Annotated in this window: 18 protein-coding genes; 3 read left to right on the forward strand and 15 right to left on the reverse strand. The window is 55.2% G+C overall.

Annotated features, from left to right (window positions below):
* Positions 1 to 33 precede the first annotated feature (33 nt).
* From OHL23_RS14985 to OHL23_RS15010, 6 genes are all read right to left on the reverse strand, one after another.
* Positions 34 to 402, reverse strand: coding sequence for a hypothetical protein (locus OHL23_RS14985; RefSeq protein ID WP_263352718.1), 369 nt, complete (start codon positions 400 to 402; stop codon positions 34 to 36).
* A 124-nt stretch (positions 403 to 526) separates the two neighbouring features.
* Positions 527 to 2,068: a hypothetical protein gene (locus OHL23_RS14990; protein WP_263352719.1), complete on the reverse strand. Its 1,542-nt coding sequence runs from the start codon at positions 2,066 to 2,068 to the stop codon at positions 527 to 529.
* Between the two features lie 152 nt (positions 2,069 to 2,220).
* On the reverse strand, positions 2,221 to 2,841 hold the full coding sequence (locus OHL23_RS14995) for a hypothetical protein (RefSeq protein ID WP_263352720.1): 621 nt from the start codon (positions 2,839 to 2,841) through the stop codon (positions 2,221 to 2,223).
* Between the two features lie 20 nt (positions 2,842 to 2,861).
* Positions 2,862 to 3,500 carry a hypothetical protein gene (locus OHL23_RS15000; RefSeq protein ID WP_263352721.1) on the reverse strand — a complete coding sequence of 213 codons (639 nt, stop codon included), beginning with the start codon at positions 3,498 to 3,500 and terminating at the stop codon, positions 2,862 to 2,864.
* A gap of 45 nt (positions 3,501 to 3,545) precedes the next feature.
* Entirely contained in the window at positions 3,546 to 4,619 is a 1,074-nt protein-coding gene (locus tag OHL23_RS15005) for a hypothetical protein (RefSeq protein ID WP_263352722.1), read from the reverse strand.
* Between the two features lie 126 nt (positions 4,620 to 4,745).
* A complete protein-coding gene (locus tag OHL23_RS15010; protein ID WP_263352723.1) occupies positions 4,746 to 7,607 on the reverse strand; it encodes a tetratricopeptide repeat protein in 2,862 nt (953 codons plus the stop codon).
* A gap of 222 nt (positions 7,608 to 7,829) precedes the next feature.
* Between OHL23_RS15010 and OHL23_RS15015 the strand changes: the two genes are divergently transcribed.
* Positions 7,830 to 8,954 carry a helix-turn-helix transcriptional regulator gene (locus tag OHL23_RS15015; RefSeq protein ID WP_263352724.1) on the forward strand — a complete coding sequence of 375 codons (1,125 nt, stop codon included), beginning with the start codon at positions 7,830 to 7,832 and terminating at the stop codon, positions 8,952 to 8,954.
* 82 nt (positions 8,955 to 9,036) lie between these two features.
* Here OHL23_RS15015 and OHL23_RS15020 read toward each other — a convergent pair whose 3' ends face one another.
* From OHL23_RS15020 to OHL23_RS15060, 9 genes are all read right to left on the reverse strand, one after another.
* Positions 9,037 to 9,771, reverse strand: coding sequence for a hypothetical protein (locus OHL23_RS15020; protein ID WP_263352725.1), 735 nt, complete (start codon positions 9,769 to 9,771; stop codon positions 9,037 to 9,039).
* A gap of 279 nt (positions 9,772 to 10,050) precedes the next feature.
* Positions 10,051 to 12,999 carry a chitobiase/beta-hexosaminidase C-terminal domain-containing protein gene (locus OHL23_RS15025; RefSeq protein ID WP_263352726.1) on the reverse strand — a complete coding sequence of 983 codons (2,949 nt, stop codon included), beginning with the start codon at positions 12,997 to 12,999 and terminating at the stop codon, positions 10,051 to 10,053.
* A gap of 566 nt (positions 13,000 to 13,565) precedes the next feature.
* The gene (locus OHL23_RS15030; protein WP_263352727.1) at positions 13,566 to 13,946 is read right to left on the reverse strand and encodes a hypothetical protein; all 381 of its coding nucleotides are present in this window, start codon (positions 13,944 to 13,946) and stop codon (positions 13,566 to 13,568) included.
* Between the two features lie 292 nt (positions 13,947 to 14,238).
* On the reverse strand, positions 14,239 to 14,847 hold the full coding sequence (locus OHL23_RS15035; protein WP_263352728.1) for a hypothetical protein: 609 nt from the start codon (positions 14,845 to 14,847) through the stop codon (positions 14,239 to 14,241).
* 354 nt (positions 14,848 to 15,201) lie between these two features.
* Positions 15,202 to 15,516, reverse strand: a complete 315-nt coding sequence (locus OHL23_RS15040) for a hypothetical protein (RefSeq protein ID WP_263352729.1) — start codon at positions 15,514 to 15,516, stop codon at positions 15,202 to 15,204.
* A gap of 118 nt (positions 15,517 to 15,634) precedes the next feature.
* Positions 15,635 to 16,510, reverse strand: a complete 876-nt coding sequence (locus tag OHL23_RS15045) for a hypothetical protein (RefSeq protein ID WP_263352730.1) — start codon at positions 16,508 to 16,510, stop codon at positions 15,635 to 15,637.
* Between the two features lie 626 nt (positions 16,511 to 17,136).
* On the reverse strand, positions 17,137 to 17,538 hold the full coding sequence (locus tag OHL23_RS15050; protein ID WP_263352731.1) for a hypothetical protein: 402 nt from the start codon (positions 17,536 to 17,538) through the stop codon (positions 17,137 to 17,139).
* Between the two features lie 133 nt (positions 17,539 to 17,671).
* Positions 17,672 to 18,295, reverse strand: coding sequence for a hypothetical protein (locus tag OHL23_RS15055; RefSeq protein ID WP_263352732.1), 624 nt, complete (start codon positions 18,293 to 18,295; stop codon positions 17,672 to 17,674).
* A gap of 51 nt (positions 18,296 to 18,346) precedes the next feature.
* The gene (locus OHL23_RS15060; protein WP_263352733.1) at positions 18,347 to 18,871 is read right to left on the reverse strand and encodes a hypothetical protein; all 525 of its coding nucleotides are present in this window, start codon (positions 18,869 to 18,871) and stop codon (positions 18,347 to 18,349) included.
* Positions 18,872 to 19,425: 554 nt separating this feature from the next.
* Here OHL23_RS15060 and OHL23_RS15065 point away from each other — a divergent pair.
* On the forward strand, positions 19,426 to 20,349 hold the full coding sequence (locus OHL23_RS15065; RefSeq protein WP_263352734.1) for an ArdC family protein: 924 nt from the start codon (positions 19,426 to 19,428) through the stop codon (positions 20,347 to 20,349).
* Positions 20,350 to 20,436: 87 nt separating this feature from the next.
* Positions 20,437 to 22,050, forward strand: a complete 1,614-nt coding sequence (locus OHL23_RS15070) for a ParB/RepB/Spo0J family partition protein (RefSeq protein WP_263352735.1) — start codon at positions 20,437 to 20,439, stop codon at positions 22,048 to 22,050.
* The last annotated feature ends 156 nt before the right edge of the window (positions 22,051 to 22,206 follow it).

Raw genomic sequence — 22,206 nt, forward strand, 5'->3', positions numbered from 1 at the left:
GTGGACGGCCTAAGAATCGCCGCGAAAGCTTCGTCAGTTATCTCGCTCCAATTTGAGCGTGGCAAGCCTAGTGGGACAGCGGTGAGTATGGGCTAAATAGACTGTCCAGCCACCAATGGCCGCGCCGGGTTTCAGCGGATACGGAAGGATGTCCTTGTCGGTCTTCTGTGTGGAGGCACTGTCTGCTGGCGTATAGGTGTAGCTGAACTCGAACGTCTTGAGCGTTGTCGAGCCGGTGTTCTTGATCTGCCAGGTACACATATCGCTCTTGATCTGCGAGAAACTGACCGTGACCTGCCCATCCCCGATGCTTTGCCACGGACCCCATTCTGCGTATACCGAAGCAACGAAGAGAATTGCGGAGAGCGTGGCGACACTTGTGTACCGTCTCTTCCTCTTCATTTATCTACCTCCTCGTTGCGAGACAGCAATGCTCGTGCAAGGTGCGAACTGGTAAAGGCAGGAACTCGGTGCCGGACAGAGTTTATGTGGTTGATGCGTCCTCGATGCCAAGTACACCTTGACCCTACTTCCAGTCTGAGGGTAGTTGCTTGCTGCAATCCTTGGTGGCCGTCTCAGACTTGGGAAAGCACATATACCGGATCTCGCCTGAGTCCGGGTTGCATGTCCAGTCGCCGCCCCATTCTCCCCCAACCGTCTGGCCAGACTGAATATCGCCGCCACCGTAGTTGTGCCAGACACCATCTTTCAAGTAAGCCCAAGTGCAACTCACCGGTGCTCCGTTGTTGTCTGTAAAGCTCACATCAAGTTCTTTCTGACAAAAACCACCTTGTGGCCCATGCCAACCAACATGCACTACGACTGAGCTTGTCACATCGGTACATCTCGTCTCGATCGATCCAGTGCCGGTACCGGTATAGGGGTTATAGCTGCCCTGAGCGGGCGTTGAACTATAAGGGTTGTAGCCGCTGTTTGTGGCTCCCCCCGACGAGGCGGTATTCGACGATGAACCCGCATTGTTATTGTTTGAAGACGACGGATACGGTGTGGCACCTGCCGCCTGCACAGGCTTGGAACTCGTAGATGCAGCCAAACGGGCCTGTGTCTGGGCTTGCTGTCGCTGCTGGGCAGCTGCCGCCATCGCCTGAAGATTCGCCTGCTGCTGGGCGGCTGCATTTTGAATGCTCGTTCCGTTCTCTGTGGCTACCTGTTGCAGGTTGCCGCCGTACGAGGTATCGCGGGGCTGCCTTGCCTGTACCTCCTCACCTTGCAGGCGCTCGATCTCTTCCCGATCAGCGTCAGCCTGGTTTCTTGCTTGAGCCGCCTTCTGCCTGAATCTAGCCGCGCCGGCTTCGCCCAAGGCTTGACATATAGCAGCTCCAGGCCCGGAACAGTTGTTAAGCACTTGATTAGCGCTATTCTCATTATTCTCAGCATTCTGTTCCTGCGATTCAATGTCGGATCGAAGTTGTGAAATCTTCCCCTGCAGATCCGATTCATCTGCTACGGTTTCCTGCGCCTGCGTTGCTTGCTGGGCCGCTACAGCTTGTCGCTGCGCCTCCTTCTGCGCGGCCGCGATTGCATCCATCCTTCTTTGTCTGGCCGCGATATCTTCCTGCTGTCTTCTCGCTGTCAGTGTGGCCACATCTTCAAAAGGCAGTTCTCTCCCGTGGCACAGAGACACCGCATGGATCAGTCCTTTCGCGTAGCGTTCGGCCAGTGCATCACTTTGAAAGATGAGTTCGAACACCGGCGTTGATGGTCCGCGGTTCGACGATTCGATGCGAAGATACGCAACTGCAGGGGGAGTGACCCTTTGGTAACCATCGAACCACGGAGCCGCAGATTGGTCCGCAGCATAGTCGATCGCCACGCCGGTTATATCGGCCAGCCGAATACGATGTTCGAAGCTGGAAACCTCAGGGTCCACAGCCCCTGCGCTCAGCTGTCCCAATCTCCGGTGCTCGACGATGGCCACGCTGCATTGGTCCGCAGACAGCACTGCCTTGTCATAATCCACCGAGCTCTGGAAATACTGGTTCCCCTCGCGCGCCATGCCAAAGGTCATATGCGTCCATTCAAGTGTCTTGTCTTGAATAAACTGCATAGTCACTGAAAGTGAGGGCCCCTGGTCCTGTGTGGATACAGTTGCGGAGCTTGGCTTTTGTTGCGCCATCGTCCTGACGTGACTCAGAGATAACAAGCAGTACATGAGCAACACAAAAATCCGCGAATTATTCCTCATATCTCCCCCTGGAACTAAAACGGATCTTTACTGGCACTCGGGTTACAAAGTTGAATGGCACGTTGCATCGCCTTGGTCACTGTCTCCGCATTTGCCTTCTCGTGAAAGAACAGATCGAAATGAATTGACTGGTTCAGCCTGACTTGCAGGATAAAAACCTGCGAGTCAGTACGATAGTGGAACTCAGGCCGTTTTATGAGCTGCTGTTGAAGCTCAACGCCATCAAGGATGGATACTGACTCTGACGTTATGACGAAACGTCCCGACTTCAGATCAAGATGGATCTGCCTAGGTGTGGGAGGGAGATCTTGATGGTCGGCATTTGGTCCCTCCATTTTGAAATATGTCTCGTCTTGGTAATCAATTCGACAGCCCGCGGCATCGGCGACGAAGTTGCTTTGAGTGATGCTGTTAAGCCCCATTTCGTGTTCGCGCATGGTTCCATTTCCAATATCGTGACTGCTGTAAAGCCGATACTGTACCGGCCCCTCCGCGCTCATCTTGTCTTGGATCAACTTCATCGTCGCCGCAAGTTCTGATGAAACAGGAGCCTGAGCATGGATGACACGCACCGAAACCCCAACCGCAATCAGGGAAACACTTCCAACCAAACAGAGACGCAACAAATTCCTCATAAACTCCCTTTCACCAAAAGCTAAAACGGGTCTTTCCCCGCACTCGGGTTGCAAAGTTGAATCGCACGTTGCATTGCCTTGGCCACCACCTCCGCGTCAGCCTTCTCATGGACGTAAATCTCTGTGCTGTAGGTCTGCCCCAGCCTGACCCTCGCGATAAAGACCTGCGGGACCGTCTCATACGCCCAATCAGGATGACGATGATCGGTCGCGAGCAGATGCCATCGCTCAGCGGCGTCGATCACAGAAACGGACTCCGGAGTAATAGCAACAGTGCTTCCATCGCTGTATACCGCTCCTGACTTCAGGTAAAAATAAGGATTCGTTGAAGAAAGGGGAGATGGGGTCAGGAGCGCGTTGGGAACTTCAGGTTCATTGTGTCTCTCAACGTGATAGTTGATTCGACAAGCGGAAGCATCCGCAGCAAAACTGCTTTGGGAGATGGTGTATATCGTCCCCGGCACCTTCCTGGCTCCCTTCTCGTCCAGATTGTAAAGGTGGTATTGCACTGGCCCTTGCGCGTTCATTTTGTCCTGAATGAGCTTCATTGCTGCGTCAAGAGTCAGTCCCTCGATCACAGGTGCGGCGACCTGCGCAGAGGATCGGAAGTAGGGAATAGTCACGAGCGTTACAACCAGTAAAGCTTTAAAACATTGCATAGATCGCCTTCAAGTATGAAACCCGATTGTCGACTGAACTCTAGCCTAAGAGCTTTTGACTTGCGACAACTTGAAGTTAGTCACCGCATAGGTTATGTCAATCGGTTTCGGATGGTTGGGGTCTGTCGTATCAACCACATCGTATTGCTGGCCGGGGATATCCAGAACAATGTCTTTCTTGATGTTGTGGTTGGAATCCATCAACGGCGCTGCCTGGGTTGAATTCATAACCACCCAAAAGCCAGGTTTTAAGAGAAATGGGTTTGACGAACTACCATCGTAGAGCCGAAAGTCCAAGAGCTTCCCCTTAAGTATTGGAATCAAGTCGTGCTGTTGTGAGAGTTGGGCGGCCATTGTTCCTATCGCCTTCACAGTGTCTAGAGCAAGTTTCGGCATTGGAATAAGACCAAGAAGTCCAGAGTCGCTGACCGTGCCAAACGCTTTTATAATATGGTCCCAGATGCTTTCCTTCTTCATTACGGCGAGGCCGAGCTGAAGCTGTAGTTCTCCATTGACTATCGTCACGTTATCGCCTGGCGAAGAGAAGGATGTAAGCGAGTTTTGCTGTGCAAGGGTAGACTGTTTGTCGGCCCCTTTCATAGAGTCCGATGCGATATTGACGCCGGAAAGGACGATCCACTGGAATACCTCGTCGAATTCGTCAACAGCTTGCGCCGTGAATGTTAACTGCACATTATTTTGCCCAGTATTCCAGTACTGAGTCGCATCCTGCGAGGATGTATGAAAGTTATAGATGCTGGACTGAAGTGTGTAGTTCCCAGGCTTTACCGTGGTGCTATCGACCTTGAGATTATAGGGATTGATTAGCTGGTTGGTCGCCGTGTCCCAGAAGAAGAATAGTACACCCGGTAAGGCACCTGGAGCCGGAGCAGCATAAAGAGAACTCTTTTTGCCAAGATATAAGTGTTCTAGTTCGCCAGGGGAGTAAGCGGAGCGCACATCGAAGTAGCTCTGCAATGCAGTGAGATCGCGAGCATCGTTATGGGGCGCCTGTTGTGCGGAGGACCCCAGCGACTGCTCCAAAACGCTAATTGCAGCCAGGGCTTTGGGAGCGCCCGATAAAAAGGCTCTCCTCGAAATCGATACCGGAAGACGCATGGACAACCCTCCTTGCGGGCGCAGGCCATTTGAGCCTTGGAGCGCCCTCAAGGGCTAGGATTCCATAGCCTTTCACCTGGCCACATCTCCCATTTGGGAGATATCTTCGGCTACCGGTGGATCGGCCTATTGTGCGGAGTGAAAGGAACGCAGAAATGCGTCGATCTTGATGGCAAAGATTCCATAACCGAGTTGCTCCGCGTCGTGCTTCACGCGTTCCAACTCCGGTTTTGCGGATGGCCCTTGCTGATGAAAGTGCAACTCGGCGAGTCCCAGACGGGCCTGCAGCTCGACGTAACGCGCCCTCCGAGTCTGCGCCATCTGCAGAGCTCGATCGAAATCGGCATCTGCTCCGGGGTAGTCACGGTCGGTCATCCTAACATCGCCCCGCGCGAGCAGCATGTCCGGCAAGGGCTCGTGAGCCAGCGATTTCTGGTCGCGAGCAAATGCCTCGCGGATCTCTTCTTTAGCTTCTTGCAATCTACCTTGGGAGAACAGGGTTTGGGCAATTAACGCGTAATTTGCGGAGCAACAAACATTCCCCACCACCAGCTGCTGATCCAGTTTGAGCTGTTCCCGTGCCAGGACTTCTGCCCTAGCCGGATTTTGCACGAGTTCCAATCTTGCCAAATCGCCAAGCGCTTCACGCACCTGATTGAGGCGGCCAAAAGAGCGCATAGTGGCCAGGCTGTCTTGTAGGGTCCGCTCGGCGTCATCCATTTTTCCCGATCGGAACAGTGATATTCCCAAACGAATTCTTGCGATGGCGGCACGATCTCGTTGGCCTAACTCTTCATATGCCTGGCTCGATTGTCGAAAGAATTGTATGGCCTCTGGATTACGTCCTTCCACCTGATCCACAATCCCCAGATCAAGCAGGCGACCAGCGATCCGGCTCTTGTCGTTTGCAGCCTGGCTCAACGCCATCGCCTTTAGATAGAAGATGCGCGCCTCTTCATACTGCAAACGCTGCATGGCCTCATCGCCGATCAAACTGTAGACGTACCCCTCTTCCGCTTCATTTCCAATGGTGTGATAGATGGCAGCGGCCTGATTGTACATCTTGACCGCCTCTGGCATTCCACCGTCAGGGGCGCGATCTACTGCCATTCGGACAATCCCAAGGTGCGAGAGGCAATAGGCTATGCCAGCATTGTCACCTATCGCTTGACTCAGGCTAAGCGACTCATTGAAAAACGCCCGTGCAGTTGGAGCATCGCCCTTCTTCCACGCCATGTTTGCCTGACGATTTAATGCTCTGGCCATGCCGCCGCGGTCGCCAATTGAGTCATAGCTCTGTCCCGCCAAGCGCCACAGACGCAGTGCATCGGTCCAATTGCCAAGCATATCGTTGGCGTCACCCTGCTCCATTCGCGCATCGGCAACGAGCAAACCTACACTCTGCGCCTCTGCATGTACTTCCGCCTGTTTTGAGGCCGCGAGTTGCCCTTGATAGTCAGAGCGCGCGGAATCGGCGGCAGCCTCGACGAGATCAACACGAGGATCTGACCGCGCAGTCTCATTCTTACTCCGCAAGGTACGCACGGTCTCTACCGCAAGCTGCGCTTTTGCTGCGTTTATCTGCGCAGTTGCTAATTTCAATCCATAGCTGACGCTGTCTGGATATCGAAGAAAGAGTTTCGTGTAAATGCCGACCGCAGCCGGCCAATCACTTTTGGCTTCGTCGGCAAGCCCCTCATATTCAAGTTGCTGAATTGGCGAAAGTCCTTTCGCCAGATTCATGGCAATTAACGCTTCCTGCTGGCTCTTCTTTTGATAGCCAAGTGCGGCCCATGCAGTCGAAAGAGCCGCGTGCGTTGCGGCGTGCTCGGGTTCGAATTGCTCTGCTTGAGTCAAGAGTGCACTCGCCTCCTCAGGCTCGAAGTGCTCCAATGCTGAGGTTCCTTCTGCGTAGAGCCGTGCCGCCGCGAGAATCGACGGTAGAGTAGCCCGCAAATAACCCAACGACTGGTTTGAAAGCTGCTTCAACCCCAGCTTCGACCTGAGCACTTCTCCCGCATTGAAAACCAGTTGTGCGATATCGCCCTTGGCCCCAACGACAGTCATCGACTCCGGGCTCTTGTGATCTCGCGTTTTGTCCAGGCAGACATTGAGGCGCCAGCGGTCTCCTGATGCCCCGTCATCGGTCGCAGAATAGTCGCCGTAGACGACCATATCGGCGTCGAAAGCCCTACGAGCAGTATCAAGCACTTTGCGCGGCAATTCGGCGCAACCGCCTTCGGCAGCTCGTGTCCGAAGTTCAGGATTGTTTGCCCCCTGAACGACTTGGAGATCTCCGCCTGCGCCAAGATCGGTCGAGAGCCAGTCCGCCACGGAGTGGGATACCCAAATATTCTCAGATGAGTTCGAAACGTCTTGGAAACCGAGAACCAGAACTGTCGGGCGACTGTGAACGGGAGACATAGATTTTCCGTGCAACCACAATGCGATCAGGAATACCGCCAAAACGATGCCGCCAAGAGCGGCCATCCACCAGGAAGAAAACTGGCGATACAGGCGTCCGTGTGCGGGAACGAGTGGGACCGGTAACTCCCGAAGAATCTCAGGTTCGCTTACAGCGTCGACAGACTCGATAGACCGCGCCACCTCCAGCGGTGTCGTCGAACTTTCTCGATTGGGATTGGTTTGCTCGATCGTGGCTTCGCCGAGGAAGCGGTAGCCGCGCCCCTTGAGCGTTTCGATGTAACGCGGCTTGGCAGGATCGTCGTTCAGGCTCGAACGCAGCTTGGCGATCGCCTTGTCGAGCCGGCGATCGAAGTCGCCCTCGATCTCCCCAGGCCATAAAGCGGCGACCAGCTCGGAGCGCTGGACAATATCTCCGTCAGCTTCAATGAGCATCGAGAGGACTTTGGCGGGTTGACGCTCAAGGCGCAGCCGTATCCCGGAGCGGCTCAATTCGCCTGTCTTCGAGTTAAATGAGTAGGGAGAGAACCTCACCTGTCCTTTGGATTTTGCCTCAGCAGGCATCGCTAACCCCGCTCCCGAGTGTGCCGTTTGTTTGTCAGTATTTTACATCAAGTCTTTTTCGATCAACAATTTGCACGGGAAGGTTTACGGAGGGATCTAAGGGGTTGAGTTGTGTGGCCGGTTTTGAACATAGTTCTTCTAAGAGCTATCTTTGCCATTTCAGAGGGCTCACGAGAATCCGATAACGCAGAAAACACTACCCCCGCGGAGGCGCATCGCAATATGGTTGTTGGCGCAGAAGCAGTATCTCAGCTGATCGGACAGCTCTATGGGGCAGCGGCAGACCCTGCGCGCTGGGAAGTCTTCCTGGAATCCATGATGCACACGATGGGGGGGACAGCTTCGAGCATCATCGTTCACGGCGACGAGGAGGCAGGCGTGGGCCGGCACACCGTGAGCAAAGGAATTCGAGACGAATATGCTCGGGCTTATGAGGAGTATTACAGCTCCAAGAATATTGTCCTTGAAGCCTCTCTCGCGATCGACCCTCTTAACTACGTCGGGACACTGCAGTCCTGCATAGATTTGGGAGTCTACCGAAGGAGCGAGATTTACAATGACTACGCGCGCCCCCAGAATCTCTTTTACCAGTGCAGTGCTCTCCTGTCACGCAACGGCGGCAGTGCAGCTGCAATCTCGTTCATGCGTCCGGAGCGAGATGGCGCCTTTGGGGAGGAGCATGTGCAGTTGCTCACTTTGCTTGCGCCGCACATGCGTCAGGCCTTTCATATTCATGGAACGTTGCGGCGTCATGAGCGGTCCGAGGCAGGACTGGAAGCCGCCCTCGATCAATCTGAAACCGCGATGTTTCTGCTGGATGGAGCGGGGCGATTGCTACGCGCCAACGCTCGCGGGCATCAGATGCTCGTCGAAGGCAATGGCCTAGTTGCAAGAAGCGGACAGTTGCAACCCTCGGTACCGCAGAACGGCCGGGAGTTCGACGAGTTGGTTTCAGCCACCTGCGCTACCGGTGCGGGACGTCGCCAGTTTCCAGGGGGTTTCCTGCTACTGCACCGTCTCGAGGGCCGTCCGCTGCACTGCAGATTGACTCCGTTCTACAGCTACAACTCGTTCCTCGAAGCATCGCCCTGCGCCATACTCCTAGTCGGTGATCCCGACCGCAGACCTTCTTCGCGAAGCGATGTGCTTCGAGCCCTCTACCGGCTGACTCCTTCAGAGGGCCAGTTGGCCGATCTGTTGCTCGCCGGCGAAACCGTCTCGACGGCCGCTGAAAAGCGCCGCATTACGGAAGAATCTGCTCGCACCCAATTAAAGAGCATCCTGCACAAGACCGATACCAGCCGCCAGAGCGACCTCATTCGGCTTCTCCTGAGTATTCCTGTCTGATTCGACCCAACCTGTCAGGCATCTCTCCAATTTCCGTTGGACGCTGGAGGCGGAGCGTCCTGGCATAGTTTCTTTTCCGGTGCTAGCTTTGGCTTGCAACCTTGCAATTTTCGCAAGTCGACTCGTGTAGCGCCAACTCGGTCCTTGATTGATCCACTAACGTTCTCGACTCTTCCTGCGCCGCAAGAAACAGTTGAATGGAGTCAGGTGATTTTTGGCTTTCACGAATAGTCCGCTGGCTGTGGAAATTCGCGCAAATATGTTCCCGATCAAGTAGCGTCTTCTTCAGTCTCAAACAAACCACGCAGGATGTGGTAAACATCCCACGTTTCGAATATGTTCCATCAAATACCCCTCGGCTGAATCCATAAGCTGTGCGGGTTCGGGTTTCCGGGTTATATAGTCCGTAGACAATCACGTTATTTCCCAGTTCGAGGATCGTTTCGAAGCGATAACGCCTCCCTCCGATTGTGCCTTCAGCACCGAGCACGTCTTCGACGCTATCGAGTGTGCGGTGTGCGATCCCACGCTCCGGATCGTCGATCCACGGTGCATGCGGCTTTGAAGGATCCGGCCACGAGAATTCCATTTTTGAACCCCAGCGCACCTCATTGTTCGAACTGCGTATAGCTACCTTGGGATAACCAATATACACAGCGCCACCAAGCTTCAGCTCGATGAATACTTCAAAGTAAAAGAAATTCCCTGGCACGGGCGTCGCAGGCTGAGGTGGGCTGGCCGGCCGAGTCTCTTTGCGAGGCGGAGGCTTCAGGTTGAGCTGAATTGGCGCGCCACGCCACCCCTGCATCATCTTCATAATCCCTTGCAAAACGCTTCGCAGCATATCAAATGGGAACCTTCAGCTCCTTCAAATGAGGCCGGGAGAGGGTGTGTCTCAGAACGTGTCGATTCGCTTTCGCCCAAAGTTTGGCACTACAGTTACCCTTCCCATCCGCCTCGCGCAATCAGCGCGGCCGCTTGGCTGCTTTGGTCTTGATAAGCGATCGGGTACAACAGCCTAAAACCTGCTCATCCTCCTTCGCCAATTCTACTGACTCTGGCTGGTTGAGTGTGCTTTAGCCTCGGACAGGAAGAGTCACTGAACCGTCAATGCGACGGTTCCAACCGAGGCGCTGATAGTTCCGGAAGTGCCGGTCACCGTGATTGTGTACGTTCCGGCAGTGGTACCTGAGTTCCCGCCGCTACTGCCTCCTCCACCACCACCGCAACCAACCAAACCAGTGGCAAGGACGAGAACAAGGAACCCCATGACTGCCAGCAAATAGCGCCGCCGTCTTGGAACTAGCAAGAACAGGACCGCTGCCAGCGCAGACCCACCCGCAGACGGCAAGAAAGGATTCTTGATTGTATTCGCAGCACTCGATGCCGCGGTGGTGGTCACCGTTAGCGTTGATGTCTGGGCGGTCGCTCCGCTGAGAGTGACGGAAGCGGGATTGAGACTGCAAGTCGGCAAGTCGTTCACGCCGGATATGGACGTGGTGACGTTGCAGGTCAGGTTTACTGTCCCGCTAAAGCCGGTTGCCCCCACGACGCTAACCGTCCCGGTATTTCCTGTAGTTGAGCCGGATGTGACTGTGATGGAGGTTGTTCCTCCGTTACCTGGACCGAAGGGTGGCGGGGTGATTGTCAGCGCTATGCTCGCGGTCGCGCTCAACGGGCCGGAGATTCCGGTGACAGTTACCGTTACCGGTGTGGAATTGACTGCAGCCGAAGTGCTGGCCGCGAGAGTAAGCACCTGAGTCCCTGCGCCAGAGCCGGCAGCAAACGAGGCGGTCACTCCACTCGGCAGCCCGCCAGCGGATAGCGTGACACTTCCCGAAAAACCTCCCAAATCAGTCACAGTAATGGCGCTAGTTGCGCTGTTGCCCTCGGCAACCGAGACGGACGACGGTGAAGCCGATAGTGTGAAGCCCGGCACGGTGATGGTGTAGGCACCCGATGCAACGGTACTGGTTGCGTAGCCCGGAGCTGTGGCGAGCGCTTCGACAGTTTCTGTCGTGGAGACGGTAATCGGGCCGGTGTACTTGGTAGACGACGTCGTTGGCGTCGTTCCATTTGTGGTGTAGTAGATGGTTGCGCCCAGCGTCGAGGCGCTGATGGTTACTGTCTGAGCCGAGGTATACGTTCCGGCGGCGGGCGAGAACTTCGGCGTGGCCGCAACTGGCAGGTTGATCGTGTACGTTGCAGAGGCTACGGCGCTGTTGCTGTAGCCGCTAGCCGCAGCAATGGCTTCAATCGTCTCTGAAGAGGAGACCGTGATGGGTCCGGAGTAGACGGTGGAGCTTGTCGTTGGCGTTGTTCCGTTCGTGGTGTAGTAGATCGTCGCGCCATCCGTCGCATCGCTGATGGTCACCGTCTGGATCGAGGTATACGTCCCGGCGGCGGGTGAAAGCACCGGCGCGGCTGCTGAAATGTTGATCGTGTATGTTGCGGAGGCTACGGCGCTGTTGCTGTAGCCGCTGGCCGCTGCAATCGCCTCAATCGCCTCCGAAGAAGAGACCGTGATGGGCCCGGAGTAGACGGTGGAGTTTGTTGTCGGCGTAGTTCCGTCGGTGGTGTAGTAGATCGTAGCGCCAGTCGTTGCATCGCTGATGGTCACCGTCTGGACCGAGGTATACGTCCCGGCAGCAGGCGAGAACGTCGGCGTCGCCGCAGCCGGTAGCGTGGTGTACTCCCAGAGGTCATTCAGAAGGCCGGAGTTGCCGTTCGCGTAATAGGCCTGGCCACCCAAAAGCCAGAGATTGCCGGCTTTATCGGTCCAACCGACTGGAATATTTCGTGCTCCAGGCTCGTTGCCAGCAGCGGGATCGCCAAGTACACCATATACGCCGAGTTGACCGGGAGTGTCACTGCCGTTCATCCAGGCCCACTCCCCGGTCGACGGCACGTACTCCCAGAGGTCATTTAAGTAGCCGTTCAAGACCCGGTAATCCGCGCCGCCAAAGAGCCAGAGATTGCCACTCGTGTCTATCCAACCGAATCCGTACGCGCGGCCGCTCGGCATATTACTGGCGTTGGGCACCCCAAGCGTTCCATAAACGCCGGCTTGATCCTGAGTGTCGCTGCCGTCCATCCAGGTCCACTCCCCGGTCGTCGGAGTGTACTCCCAGAGGTCATTCAGTTCGCCCTCGTTGCTGTTCGCATCGGAACCGTCGCCACCAAAGAGCCACAGATTGCCGTTCGGGTCCGTCCAAGCGACAGCGCCAGTTCGCGCTCCCGGTTCGCCTGCACTGCCCAGAGCTCGATAGGAGCCGGGCTCGCCCACCGTATTGCTGCCGCCGACCCAGGTCCACTCCCCAGTCGGCGGGGCATTTGGATTGGTCGATGGAGTGTACTCCCAGAGGTCATTCAGTCCGCCCTCATTGCTGTTCACATCAAAACCGTTGCCACCAAAGAGCCACAGATTGCCGCTCGCGTCCCTCCATCCGACCGCGGCCATCCGCGCTCCCGGTTCGCCCCCAGCGCCCAGGGCTCCGTAGGAGCCGGGTTGATTTCCCGCACTGGTGCCGCCGACCCATGTCCACTCCCCGATCGATGGAGTGTACTCCCAAAGGTCGTTCAAACGGCCACCACCGGTGCCTCCGGAGAGGCCGAAGCCCCCGAAAAGCCAGAAGTTACCACTCGCGTCCGTCCAACCGACCGCCCATTCACGCCCTCCCGGCATATTGCTGGGCCAGGGTCCGTCCTTCAAATAGTAGACGCCCTGTTGACCCGCTGTATTGCTGCCGCTAATCCAGGTCCACTCTCCGGTAGATGGCGTGTACTTCCAGAGATCATTCAGATACCCGGCGCGCCCGTTCACATCAAAGCCCTCGCCACCAAAGAGCCAGACATTACCGTTCGAATCCATCGATGTGACGGCACCAGCGCGAGCCCCCGGGAAGTTACCGGCAGCGGGCACGCCCAGCGTTCCATAGACGCCGGGTTGACTCGCCGAGTTGCTGCCACCCATCCAGGCCCAGGCTCGTGATTGCGCTTGTACTGTATGACAGAGGCTCAGCAAGCTGATGACAAGAAGTGTCATACCTAGCCCAATGACATGTTGGCCCCGTTGCCCGCCACGGCTTTTCATGGATATGTACCTTTCCACCGATCTGAATACGCAGCCTCGCGGGCGTCATTCGAATCGTTGTAGGCATAAGGTAGCGATCTTTAAGATGATGCGCATCTCCCATTTGGGAGATACTTTGTGGTGGAACGCCTAATCGCCGGGCTGACCGAGCACAGGAATGTATCTCACTGGGCCTCTCTCTCCAACTTGAGCACATCGAGGCTGTCAGGGCATCGATGAGTGTGAGCCGGATAGACGGTCAAGCCCCCGACCTCTTCGCCGCGTCTCAGAGGGTAGGGCAAAACATCTTTATCATTTTTCTGCAACGTGGGATTGTCGGCAGAACCAGTGTTTTTGATCTTCCAAGTGCATGTGTCGTTGTTTACTTGCGAGAAACTGACGGCGACCATCCCGTCGCCGATAGTCTGACCACGGTTCCCATTCTGCATCCGCAGCGATGGCCGCGAAACTGAGAACAGATGCTGCCGTAATTGCGAGTAGCGCCCTATTTTTCATAGCTCTCTCCTCTTCCTATTGACCTAGTGCTGGAAGACAAGACCAAATAATCCACTCGGATTATCTCGGAAACAGGCGCGATACTCCTGGATAACAGGGGGATTGTGCATCTGACCGTGCATCAAAGAATCCGCTGCCAATGTTCCGAAATAGAGCTTTGCGTTAGGGTCGCTGGCGCTCTGTCCCTGCGTCCAATACCGCTTCGCATCTGATACGCTCGATCCGTTCGCACCCGCCTGCCAGTCAATATTCTTGTCCGCATCGGCTAGATCGCACGCTCTCCCCGGAGCTGCCGTTACAATGGCTCTCATCATGGCATGAATTGAAGGCAGGGATTTCCGGCAGTCTGTATAGGTTCTCTGCGCGCTCGCATTATGCCGTTGACCGACACCGAGCGTCGCCATGATCGACTGCTCCGGGTCTGGATTATTCGCGATCAAGCCATGCTGCAGATCATAACGAAACGATCGCCAATAAATATCGAGGGCATAGGCAGGAGATGAGTCATACGCTTTCTTCTGAGGTGGGGAGTTTTCTGTCCATTGCCAGTCAAGGTTTACTGACGCATCGGCGCAAGGGCTCTGCGCGAAGGATTCTGAGGTCGGAATCAGCCCAAGGATGATTAACACAGTGACCACAGCGACGTTTGAGAGCGGACGATTTACAGTACCCCCTTTCGGTCCGATAAGACTTCGGCTATTGTGGCTTGGCGAATGGATCGTTCGGATCGGAATGGGACTGTTTGTACTGCTGCTGTAGAAGCGCAAGCAAATGTGAGAAGGCACGTGCTAGGCGTTGCCCTTTGTCTTCATCAACCGCAAATTTCATGCCAAAGCCGTGAAAGGTCAGAGCCGTCGTCCAACTCCCGTCATCGCGTTGAACATTGGCGGTGACGCAATCACCCGCAACGGTGCAAGGCACATTCACTACATAATTGATCCCGCGCTCGCCGACTGCATGGCAGTCAACGTTATAGCTTGCAAAACTGACTTGTGTTGGGGCTGACTGATCGGATCGATATTTCCAGGATTTACCATATGTTGTGAGATATGACAGCGTGACTTGACTACCTGATATTGTAAGTGAGTAGCCGTTATCTGTCTGATCTCCAGAGCCGTTGTCGGTAAATGACTGGGAGCCGAGGGCATCATTGATATATCTCAGTGTGTCCGCGATTGACGGCCCATCAAGCGGGCAGGGCGTGGCCTGTGGCTGGTTCTGCGCGAAAAGCGACGCGTTCCAGACAAGCCCACATAGCACAATAAAGACCCGCAGAGTAAATCTCAACATTCTCGACAGATTCATTCATCACCTCAATGTCACCAAGGTCAATAACGCTTGCAAAAGTCAAATACGGTCAAAACGGCTGAGCATTGGCACACAACTCCACAGCATGACGGAGTGCATTCACCGCCCGCTCAGCACCGGTCTGGTCAGAGAAGTACCCCAGTGTTACCCCAGAGGCTCTTTGGTCATAGTTGATACCTGTCGTATGAATCATTTTTGCCCTATTTCGTGTCATCAAATCGACTCTTACACCGGAAAGATGCGGTTGGTCGGAAGGTTCCGAGATTGATATAGACGAAGGATCAATGTCAGATAAAGTAAAAACTGAGTGAAGCTCGCTGTGTATATCTTCCGTTTCGCTCGCTAGGTGGATCATCGTAAATTATTCGTTATATCGACCTCACAGTCATTCACAACGCTAAATGATGTAACTTCTTTCTGACCGAAAACGCTACCGTTGGTTCCTGGATAAGGCACCACTGCTCCAGTTGCAGTGGGTAGGAAATTTGCAAGCCATTTCAGCGTTTCATCGAGCGACGGAGAGTTCTTCGCCGGAGAAACTGCTTGCGGCGTAACATTCTTCGTCGCTTTGGTCTGCGTATGGAGGGGCGCGACGCCACCCATGCCCGGAACTGTTGCGAACAGAGCGAGCAGAATCGCTGATTTCATCATTCTTAATCCTTTCATTGAGGCATTTCTCGCCTCGATCTAGCCCGACTTGTGATGCCTTGATGACGTTCACCGGCACTTTCGTGAATACGCCCGAAGTAAAGAGAATCTCCAGTCGGCTCCGATTTGAGCGGGGCTATCTGCAGTTTGCAGCCACGTCCTTAATCCCCTGAAGAACTCTCCGCGCTTGAAATTCTCCGTCAGGTCCGAAAGAAAAGTATCCTGGCAAGAAACTCGATAGGCCACGGATTGCCCAGACATTCTGTCTACCGGGCGTCACGATTTGCTGTACGCTCAACTGATTGACATTTTCAATTAACGGTCCAATGAAATAAGACTTTCTCGAAACATAGTCACTCCAACTGCCTCCGCCTGTCTCTTTGGAGTCAATGTCCACTCCGCACGAGTCAACTGAAGCTCGGTAGCTGACAGTAAACGGAATCCAGCCGGCCCCTTCGTCGTTGGAATAAGTGAATTCATATTCATCAATTAGGTCTGCGAGCTTCTTGACATCGGTATTTTGAGTGGCCGCTTGGCGCTGCGTTGCCAACGACGCCGTTGTGACAGGGGTGTCTGATGCTGGCGATGGGCTAGTTGAATCTGAAAGTGGAATTACAGTTATTTCGCCAGCATAGGTCCATGGACCCGAAAAATCGCCTGGCACTTTCCATTGCAGCCACTGGCCAGTTGTCAGTTGATCGGGAACGAAGGCTATAAGCGTTTTGTCGTCCTTCTCGATGACAGTTCCACTCACTGAGACCCGCTGGCCATTTTGAAAAATGGTGAGATGAATTCCTTTGGCAAGCAGAGTAAAATGTCCCTGAATTCCGTTGGGATATATCTCGCGCCATCCTCCGTCCGCTTCTTCGAACCAGTCTCGTCGATTCTGTCCGGCAGAATCTTTTGTGTTCATGTAGTACCAAGAGAAATGACGGAGTTGCTGAGCCAGCAGAAATCCTGCGGAATGCAGAAGTAACAACCCCAAGGCAAAAGAACGAACGAATTTAATCATGCTTGACTCCAAATGATAACTTTCGATGCGCTCGCTTCTCATTAGCCATAGCTGTCCTCAGCCTACCGGCACTTTCTTGAATATGGTGCCGAAACGAAGAAAGTCTCCGTAAGGGTTGTATTGTCTGACGAGATAACGTTGCGTATGTGCTGGGCTCGGTGTTGGTCCGTGGCCGCCTGAGTGTCCGATATATACCCTTCCAGGAAGCCGAGAAATGAGAGGTTTCCGCCTCGGCACTTGTTCTCTGCCGCCTGGTCAGAATTGCGCTGCTGAGCTTCGGCTATAGCCACTGAGTTGGTCTCGCTCTCGCAGATGGCATAGACCTGCGAGAACGTAACTACCTTATAGCTTTTTCGGGCGGCCCCTTCCCCGACTCGGCATGAGTACGTGCCGTCAACATATACCCACCGGAAAGTCTCCGCATGCGAATATTGGGTTGCCAGAAAGACCATTAAAGCCACGATTAGCAATCGCGACCAACGCTTGTTCATGTGGAATCCCCTTTCAGTAAGTTGCTAGATTGCGACAGTCACACCAACTGCTCCTTCAGCGAAAATTCGGCTCGCCGTGGTTTTGTGATTCGTTGAATGAACAGATGCAGATGCTTCGACATACATCTGACGATCTCAGTTAGCTTGACCTGCAATGCCTCCTGTCGAACAGATCACGTCATTCGAGTTCGATTGCGGCGATTTATTGGTTCCTCGGATGATTGGCACACTTGGCGAAGCGCAAGCCCAATAGTGTGGCGTTCCTTCGGTCGTCGTGCCTGCTGTATGGGAATCATTGGGTTGCAATCCGAAGGTCTCAGCCCCATTGGGCTGGCCATTAGGATATGGCTGTCCCGCAGCAACCTGAATCAAATACGCGCACTTGTTTGTGAATCGGTAGGTTCCGTTCGTCGCGCTGACGTTGAGACAGTAGTTCACGAGCACGCCTTTCGGACCATTCTGTTGCGCTATGGAGTGATTGAAACAAACACCCGCGAAAAGTGCTGAGATTGCGATTGCTCGATACCATTTACCCATCGTGCTTCTCCTTTGTGATGAAATACTCGCGTTCCCGAAGGCCCGCCAATCCGCCAAAACGGAGTTGTTGTGAAGGATCATGATGCCGTTGGCGGGTTGCCCGAACGCCCCGCCCCGTTCATCTCCGGCGCAGCTAGATGAACTTCCCGAGATAAGTCCACTGGGAATCGTCCGGGTTCATAAAGCGGAGCCAGTTGGGGTCTTTGCCTTGGACAAATGGGTCGGGGATAAACACCAGTATGTCCTTGCCTTCGTTTTCAACCACGAGGCCGCTATTCCCATCCACATTTACAGCGGCATTCATAACCGTGAAGTATGTCTGCTGACCGGATTCATAAAGCTCCACCCAGTTGGAAGGGCCGATCTGAGTCCACGTTCTACCTTGCTGGCCGGGAGGGTCAGACTCATAATTCCAGCAGAACTGTCGCGCTGGTTGAGCGGCAATGAACTGCGCAAGAGGAGCCCATTCCGTATCGCCGGGGTGCATCAAGCGAAGCCAGTCCGGATCGGTTCCGTTTGCCGTTGTGTCAGGAATGAAAACCGATATGTCCTTTCCATCGCTCTCAACCACTTGGCCGCTATTTCCTTCCAAGTTCGCATTGGCTTCTATCGCTGCAAAATGAGTATGTTGTCCAGCTTCATACAGCTCTATCCAATCGCAGTCCCCGATCTGCGTCCAGATTCTGCCCTGCTTGCCTACCGGGTCGAATTGATACTTCCATGTGAACTGCCGCGGTGATGAATTAACTCCATGCATGATTTTCTCCTGTGCTTGCTTTCTGATAGCGAATGTGTCGACGAATCAGCATTAAAACGCTGCCTTCTTCCCGCCGCAAAGGGTAATCGCATGGCTGAGGGCGTTGATAAGGTGAGTTGCATTATCCGTATTGTCAACCGGCAATGCCAAGCCTATCCCTCCCGCTTGAGCTTGCACTGTCACATCGAGGCCCTGATCGGGGAATGATCCATCGTCAGAGTGGATGTCGGGCTGAGTCTTCGCACTTGTGGGATCGAGGAGTTGAAGGTTAACGGTCCACTGTCTCAGCTTAGGAATTGGCGTCGTCGTCAGCTCTCTTGTTGGCGTTAGGACTAGCTTTGATTCGACCTCAACGCTGCAATTGTCTGCATTACTAAGCGAACTGCAGCTCTGCTTATGAAAATTGGTCGTGTCATATTCAGTACAACCATGACTAGCGAGAAAGGCCGTTATATAATTTATCGTCTCTGCCAGAGGCGGTGCATTTTGAGCCGTCTGTGCTTGAGTTCCGGTGGGCGCCGCGTTGATTGCGATGAACACGGCGAGTATCAATCCAAGCAAAATCTGTTTATGCATCGTTTCTTCTCCGGCGTCATCCAGAATTTCTGGTGTAGGGTACAGGTGCAAGTTTCCCCCACATGCGCAACTGCCGCATCTCCCATTTGGGAGTTATTTTTGGGCAAGCAGATTGCGCCCAATGCCTCGACAATTCGTTTTGGGAAGGGGTGCCTTCCCTCGCTTCAGCCGAGCTTGCCGTCTTCCGCTACCCATCCCTGCGGGCCTGTTCCTGCCCGCAACGCCGCCCCTGATGTGCTGAAACGCAAGAACAACGGCAACAGCAAAAACGGCTAGGGGGGCCAGCCCCACCCGCGCCCGCAAGCCGTCTCCCCAATCTTCCGCGCTGCGTCACCCACCGGGCACAGCACGCCCGTCGGGACCCCGTCTCCGCTTGTGCAGACCTCCGCTGCGCTTCGCCCTTTCCACTTCCGCTGCCGCTCTCGTTGCAAGAGTGGGGATACCCCTCGGCTTGCAGTTGCTACCCCCCGCCTTCGCCAGGAGGCGTTCGGCATGTAGGTACATGCCACGCATGGCATGAAAAGCAACGGCCTAAGCCAAGGAGGAAATACCCCATGAACACCATCGCCACTACAGCCACCGCCACCCCGTCCACGCAAAACCCCAAACAGGCGCAGCAAAAGCAGACCGCAAAAGAGGCCATTGCGGCCAACGTACAAGCGCTTATCGAGCAGTTGGAGCAAGGACACTCGGAAGCTCTTACCGCCTATCTCACAGCGATGGGGCGATTCAGGACGTATAGTTTTGGCAATATTTTGGAGATCGTGAGACAAAAGCCGGACGCCCAAAGAGTAGCGGGGCTGTATGCGTGGAACCAGCTAGGCCGCAGGGTCAAGAAGGGAGAACGCGGCATCCGCATTCTTGCTCCGGTGATCGGCGTTCGCCGCAAGAAGGACGGAGAGGCCGAGAAGGACATCCGCACCCAGAATGAAGCCGTGCTGGTCGGATTTCGTTCGGCATATATCTTCGACGTGAGCCAGACCGAAGGCAAGGAGCTTCCCGAACTGTCGGAGCGCGTCACCGGCAGCGTCGGCGAATACCGGGAGCGTCTGGTCGATTTCATCCTTGCTCAAGGCATCGAGCTTGAGTTCAAGGAGAGCATCGCCCCGGCCTTGGGGGTGAGCTATGGAGGCAAGATCGTCATGCTTCCCGGCCAGTCGCCAGCGGAGGAATTTTCAACTCTGGTTCATGAGGCGAGCCACGAGCTTTTGCATCGGTCCGAGCGACGCATCGCTACCACCAAGACGGTACGCGAGACCGAGGCCGAGGCAATCGCCTTTGTCGTAGGGAAAGCTATTGGCCTGAATACGGGGCGGGCGGCGGCTGACTACATTCACCTATATTTTGGCAACGCGGCGCTCCTCACCGAAAGCCTTGAGGTCATCCAGAAGACCTCCGCCCTCATCCTCGCCGCGCTCGAAAGCCCCGCAGCGGAAGCCTCAGCCGAAACAGAACCCGAACTGGCGCAAGCCAGCTAACCAGCTCTCCGTCTACGGGCGGGCGATGCCAGTTTGCCCGCTCATTGACCCAACGTGTGCCCAATCGCTCGAAAGGAGCAACTTGTCATGAATACCACTATCGTCAATGCCACCGAGTACCGCGATCTTCCGCTTGCAATGCTTACCGAGTCAACCACCAACCCCCGCCGTGCTTTTGCGGAGGATGCCTTGAAAGAGTTGGCAGCCAGTATCCGCACCCAGGGCGTTCTCTCGCCTCTGCTGGTACGGCCTTTGAATGAGCGCATCTTTGAGATCGTGGCCGGAGCACGGCGTTACCGCGCCGCACAGATGGCCGAAGTTGCTACGGTGCCCGTCCGCATCGTCAACCTCACCGACGCCGAAGCGATGGAAGCCGCTCTGGTCGAGAACCTGATTCGCGCCGATGTGCATCCGATGGAGGAGGCCACCGGCTTCGCCCGGTTGCTGGCTCTGGACGAGCCAAAGTATTCCATCGAACAACTGTCCGCGCGTACCGGGAAAAATCCCGCCTACGTTGCGGCTCGCCTCAAGTTGGTAGACCTCGTTCCCATCGTGGTCGAAACCTTTTATCGCGATGAGATCGGCGTCGGTCATGCGCTCCTGTTGGCAAAGCTCCAGCCCGATCAGCAAGAACGGGCGCTCGTGGCTTGCTTCAAAGAGGATTGGAGCGCGGGAGGGCAGAAGGCGAAACGCATTCTTCTCCCTGTCCGCAGTCTCCAGTTCTGGATTGAGTCGAACATCCTGCTCGTCCTGAAAGAGGCTCCTTTCGACAAGCGGGACGCACAGCTTGTGCCAGCAGCGGGAAGTTGCGTGGACTGCCCGAAGCGGACGGGACACAACAAGCTACTCTTCTCCGAACTAGGCAAGCAGGATTCGTGCAGCGACCCGAGTTGCTACCAATCGAAGGTCTCAGCACACCTTGCCAAGACGATTGCAGCGAAGCCGCAACTCGTACAGATCAGCACGGCTTACGGCGTACAGAAGGAGGGCAGCACCACGCTTCCGCGCAACAAGTACACCGCCATCCGCGACGACAAACCGAAGTCGAAAGAAGAGGCTACGCGCCCGGAGTTCAAGGTGTGCAAGTTCACTGCCGAAGCCATCATCACCGAAGGCAGCGACGTTGGCACCGTCCATAAAGTCTGTGCCAATTTCGCCTGCCCGGTGCATCATCCGAAGAAGCAAGCCGGCGCGGACGATGCGAAGTCGAAGGCTGAACAGGAGAAGCAACGCAAAGAGGCCGCGATTGCCAACACCACCGGCGTCCGCGTACTCGCTGCCATCGCCGCCGCCGTCCCGGTGCGGCTGATGAAGCGCGACCTGCTGTTTGTGGCCGAGCGGTTGGCCAGGCTGGTAGACGAGCCGCGTTTGGAAATCATCGCCCGTCAGCACGGCATCAAGAAGGCGAAGGACAGCGACTACATTACCAAGTTGTTTGCTGCCTACCTCCGCTGCGCGGAAGAAAGTGTGCTGGGCAGTGTGTTGGTCGAACTGACGATCCTGCTGTCCGCCACCCGCAACAACTCCGCTCAAACCCTACGTGATGCTGCCACGGCGTATAAGGTGGACGCCGAAGCCATCGCCCTCAAGGTCAAGCAGGAGTTCGCCGCGAAGGACCAGGCGAAAGCAGCGAAAAAAGATGCGCCAAAGCAGCCAGCCAAGCAACAGGCGAAGGCAGCGAAGAAGCCCGCAGCGGCCTAAACCTCAATCCAACCGAAGCATCAGAGCGGGGTCTGCAATTACAGGCCCCGCAATTTTTGTGTGCCTGCCCGTCTACCCGCCCTCTTTCGTGGCTCCTGCCATCTGGCAGGAGCGCCATTATGGTCCCGCCCGACGGGCATGAGCGCGCCTCCTAAC

This window comes from Acidicapsa acidisoli, from assembly GCF_025685625.1.
GTDB lineage: Bacteria > Acidobacteriota > Terriglobia > Terriglobales > Acidobacteriaceae > Acidicapsa > Acidicapsa acidisoli.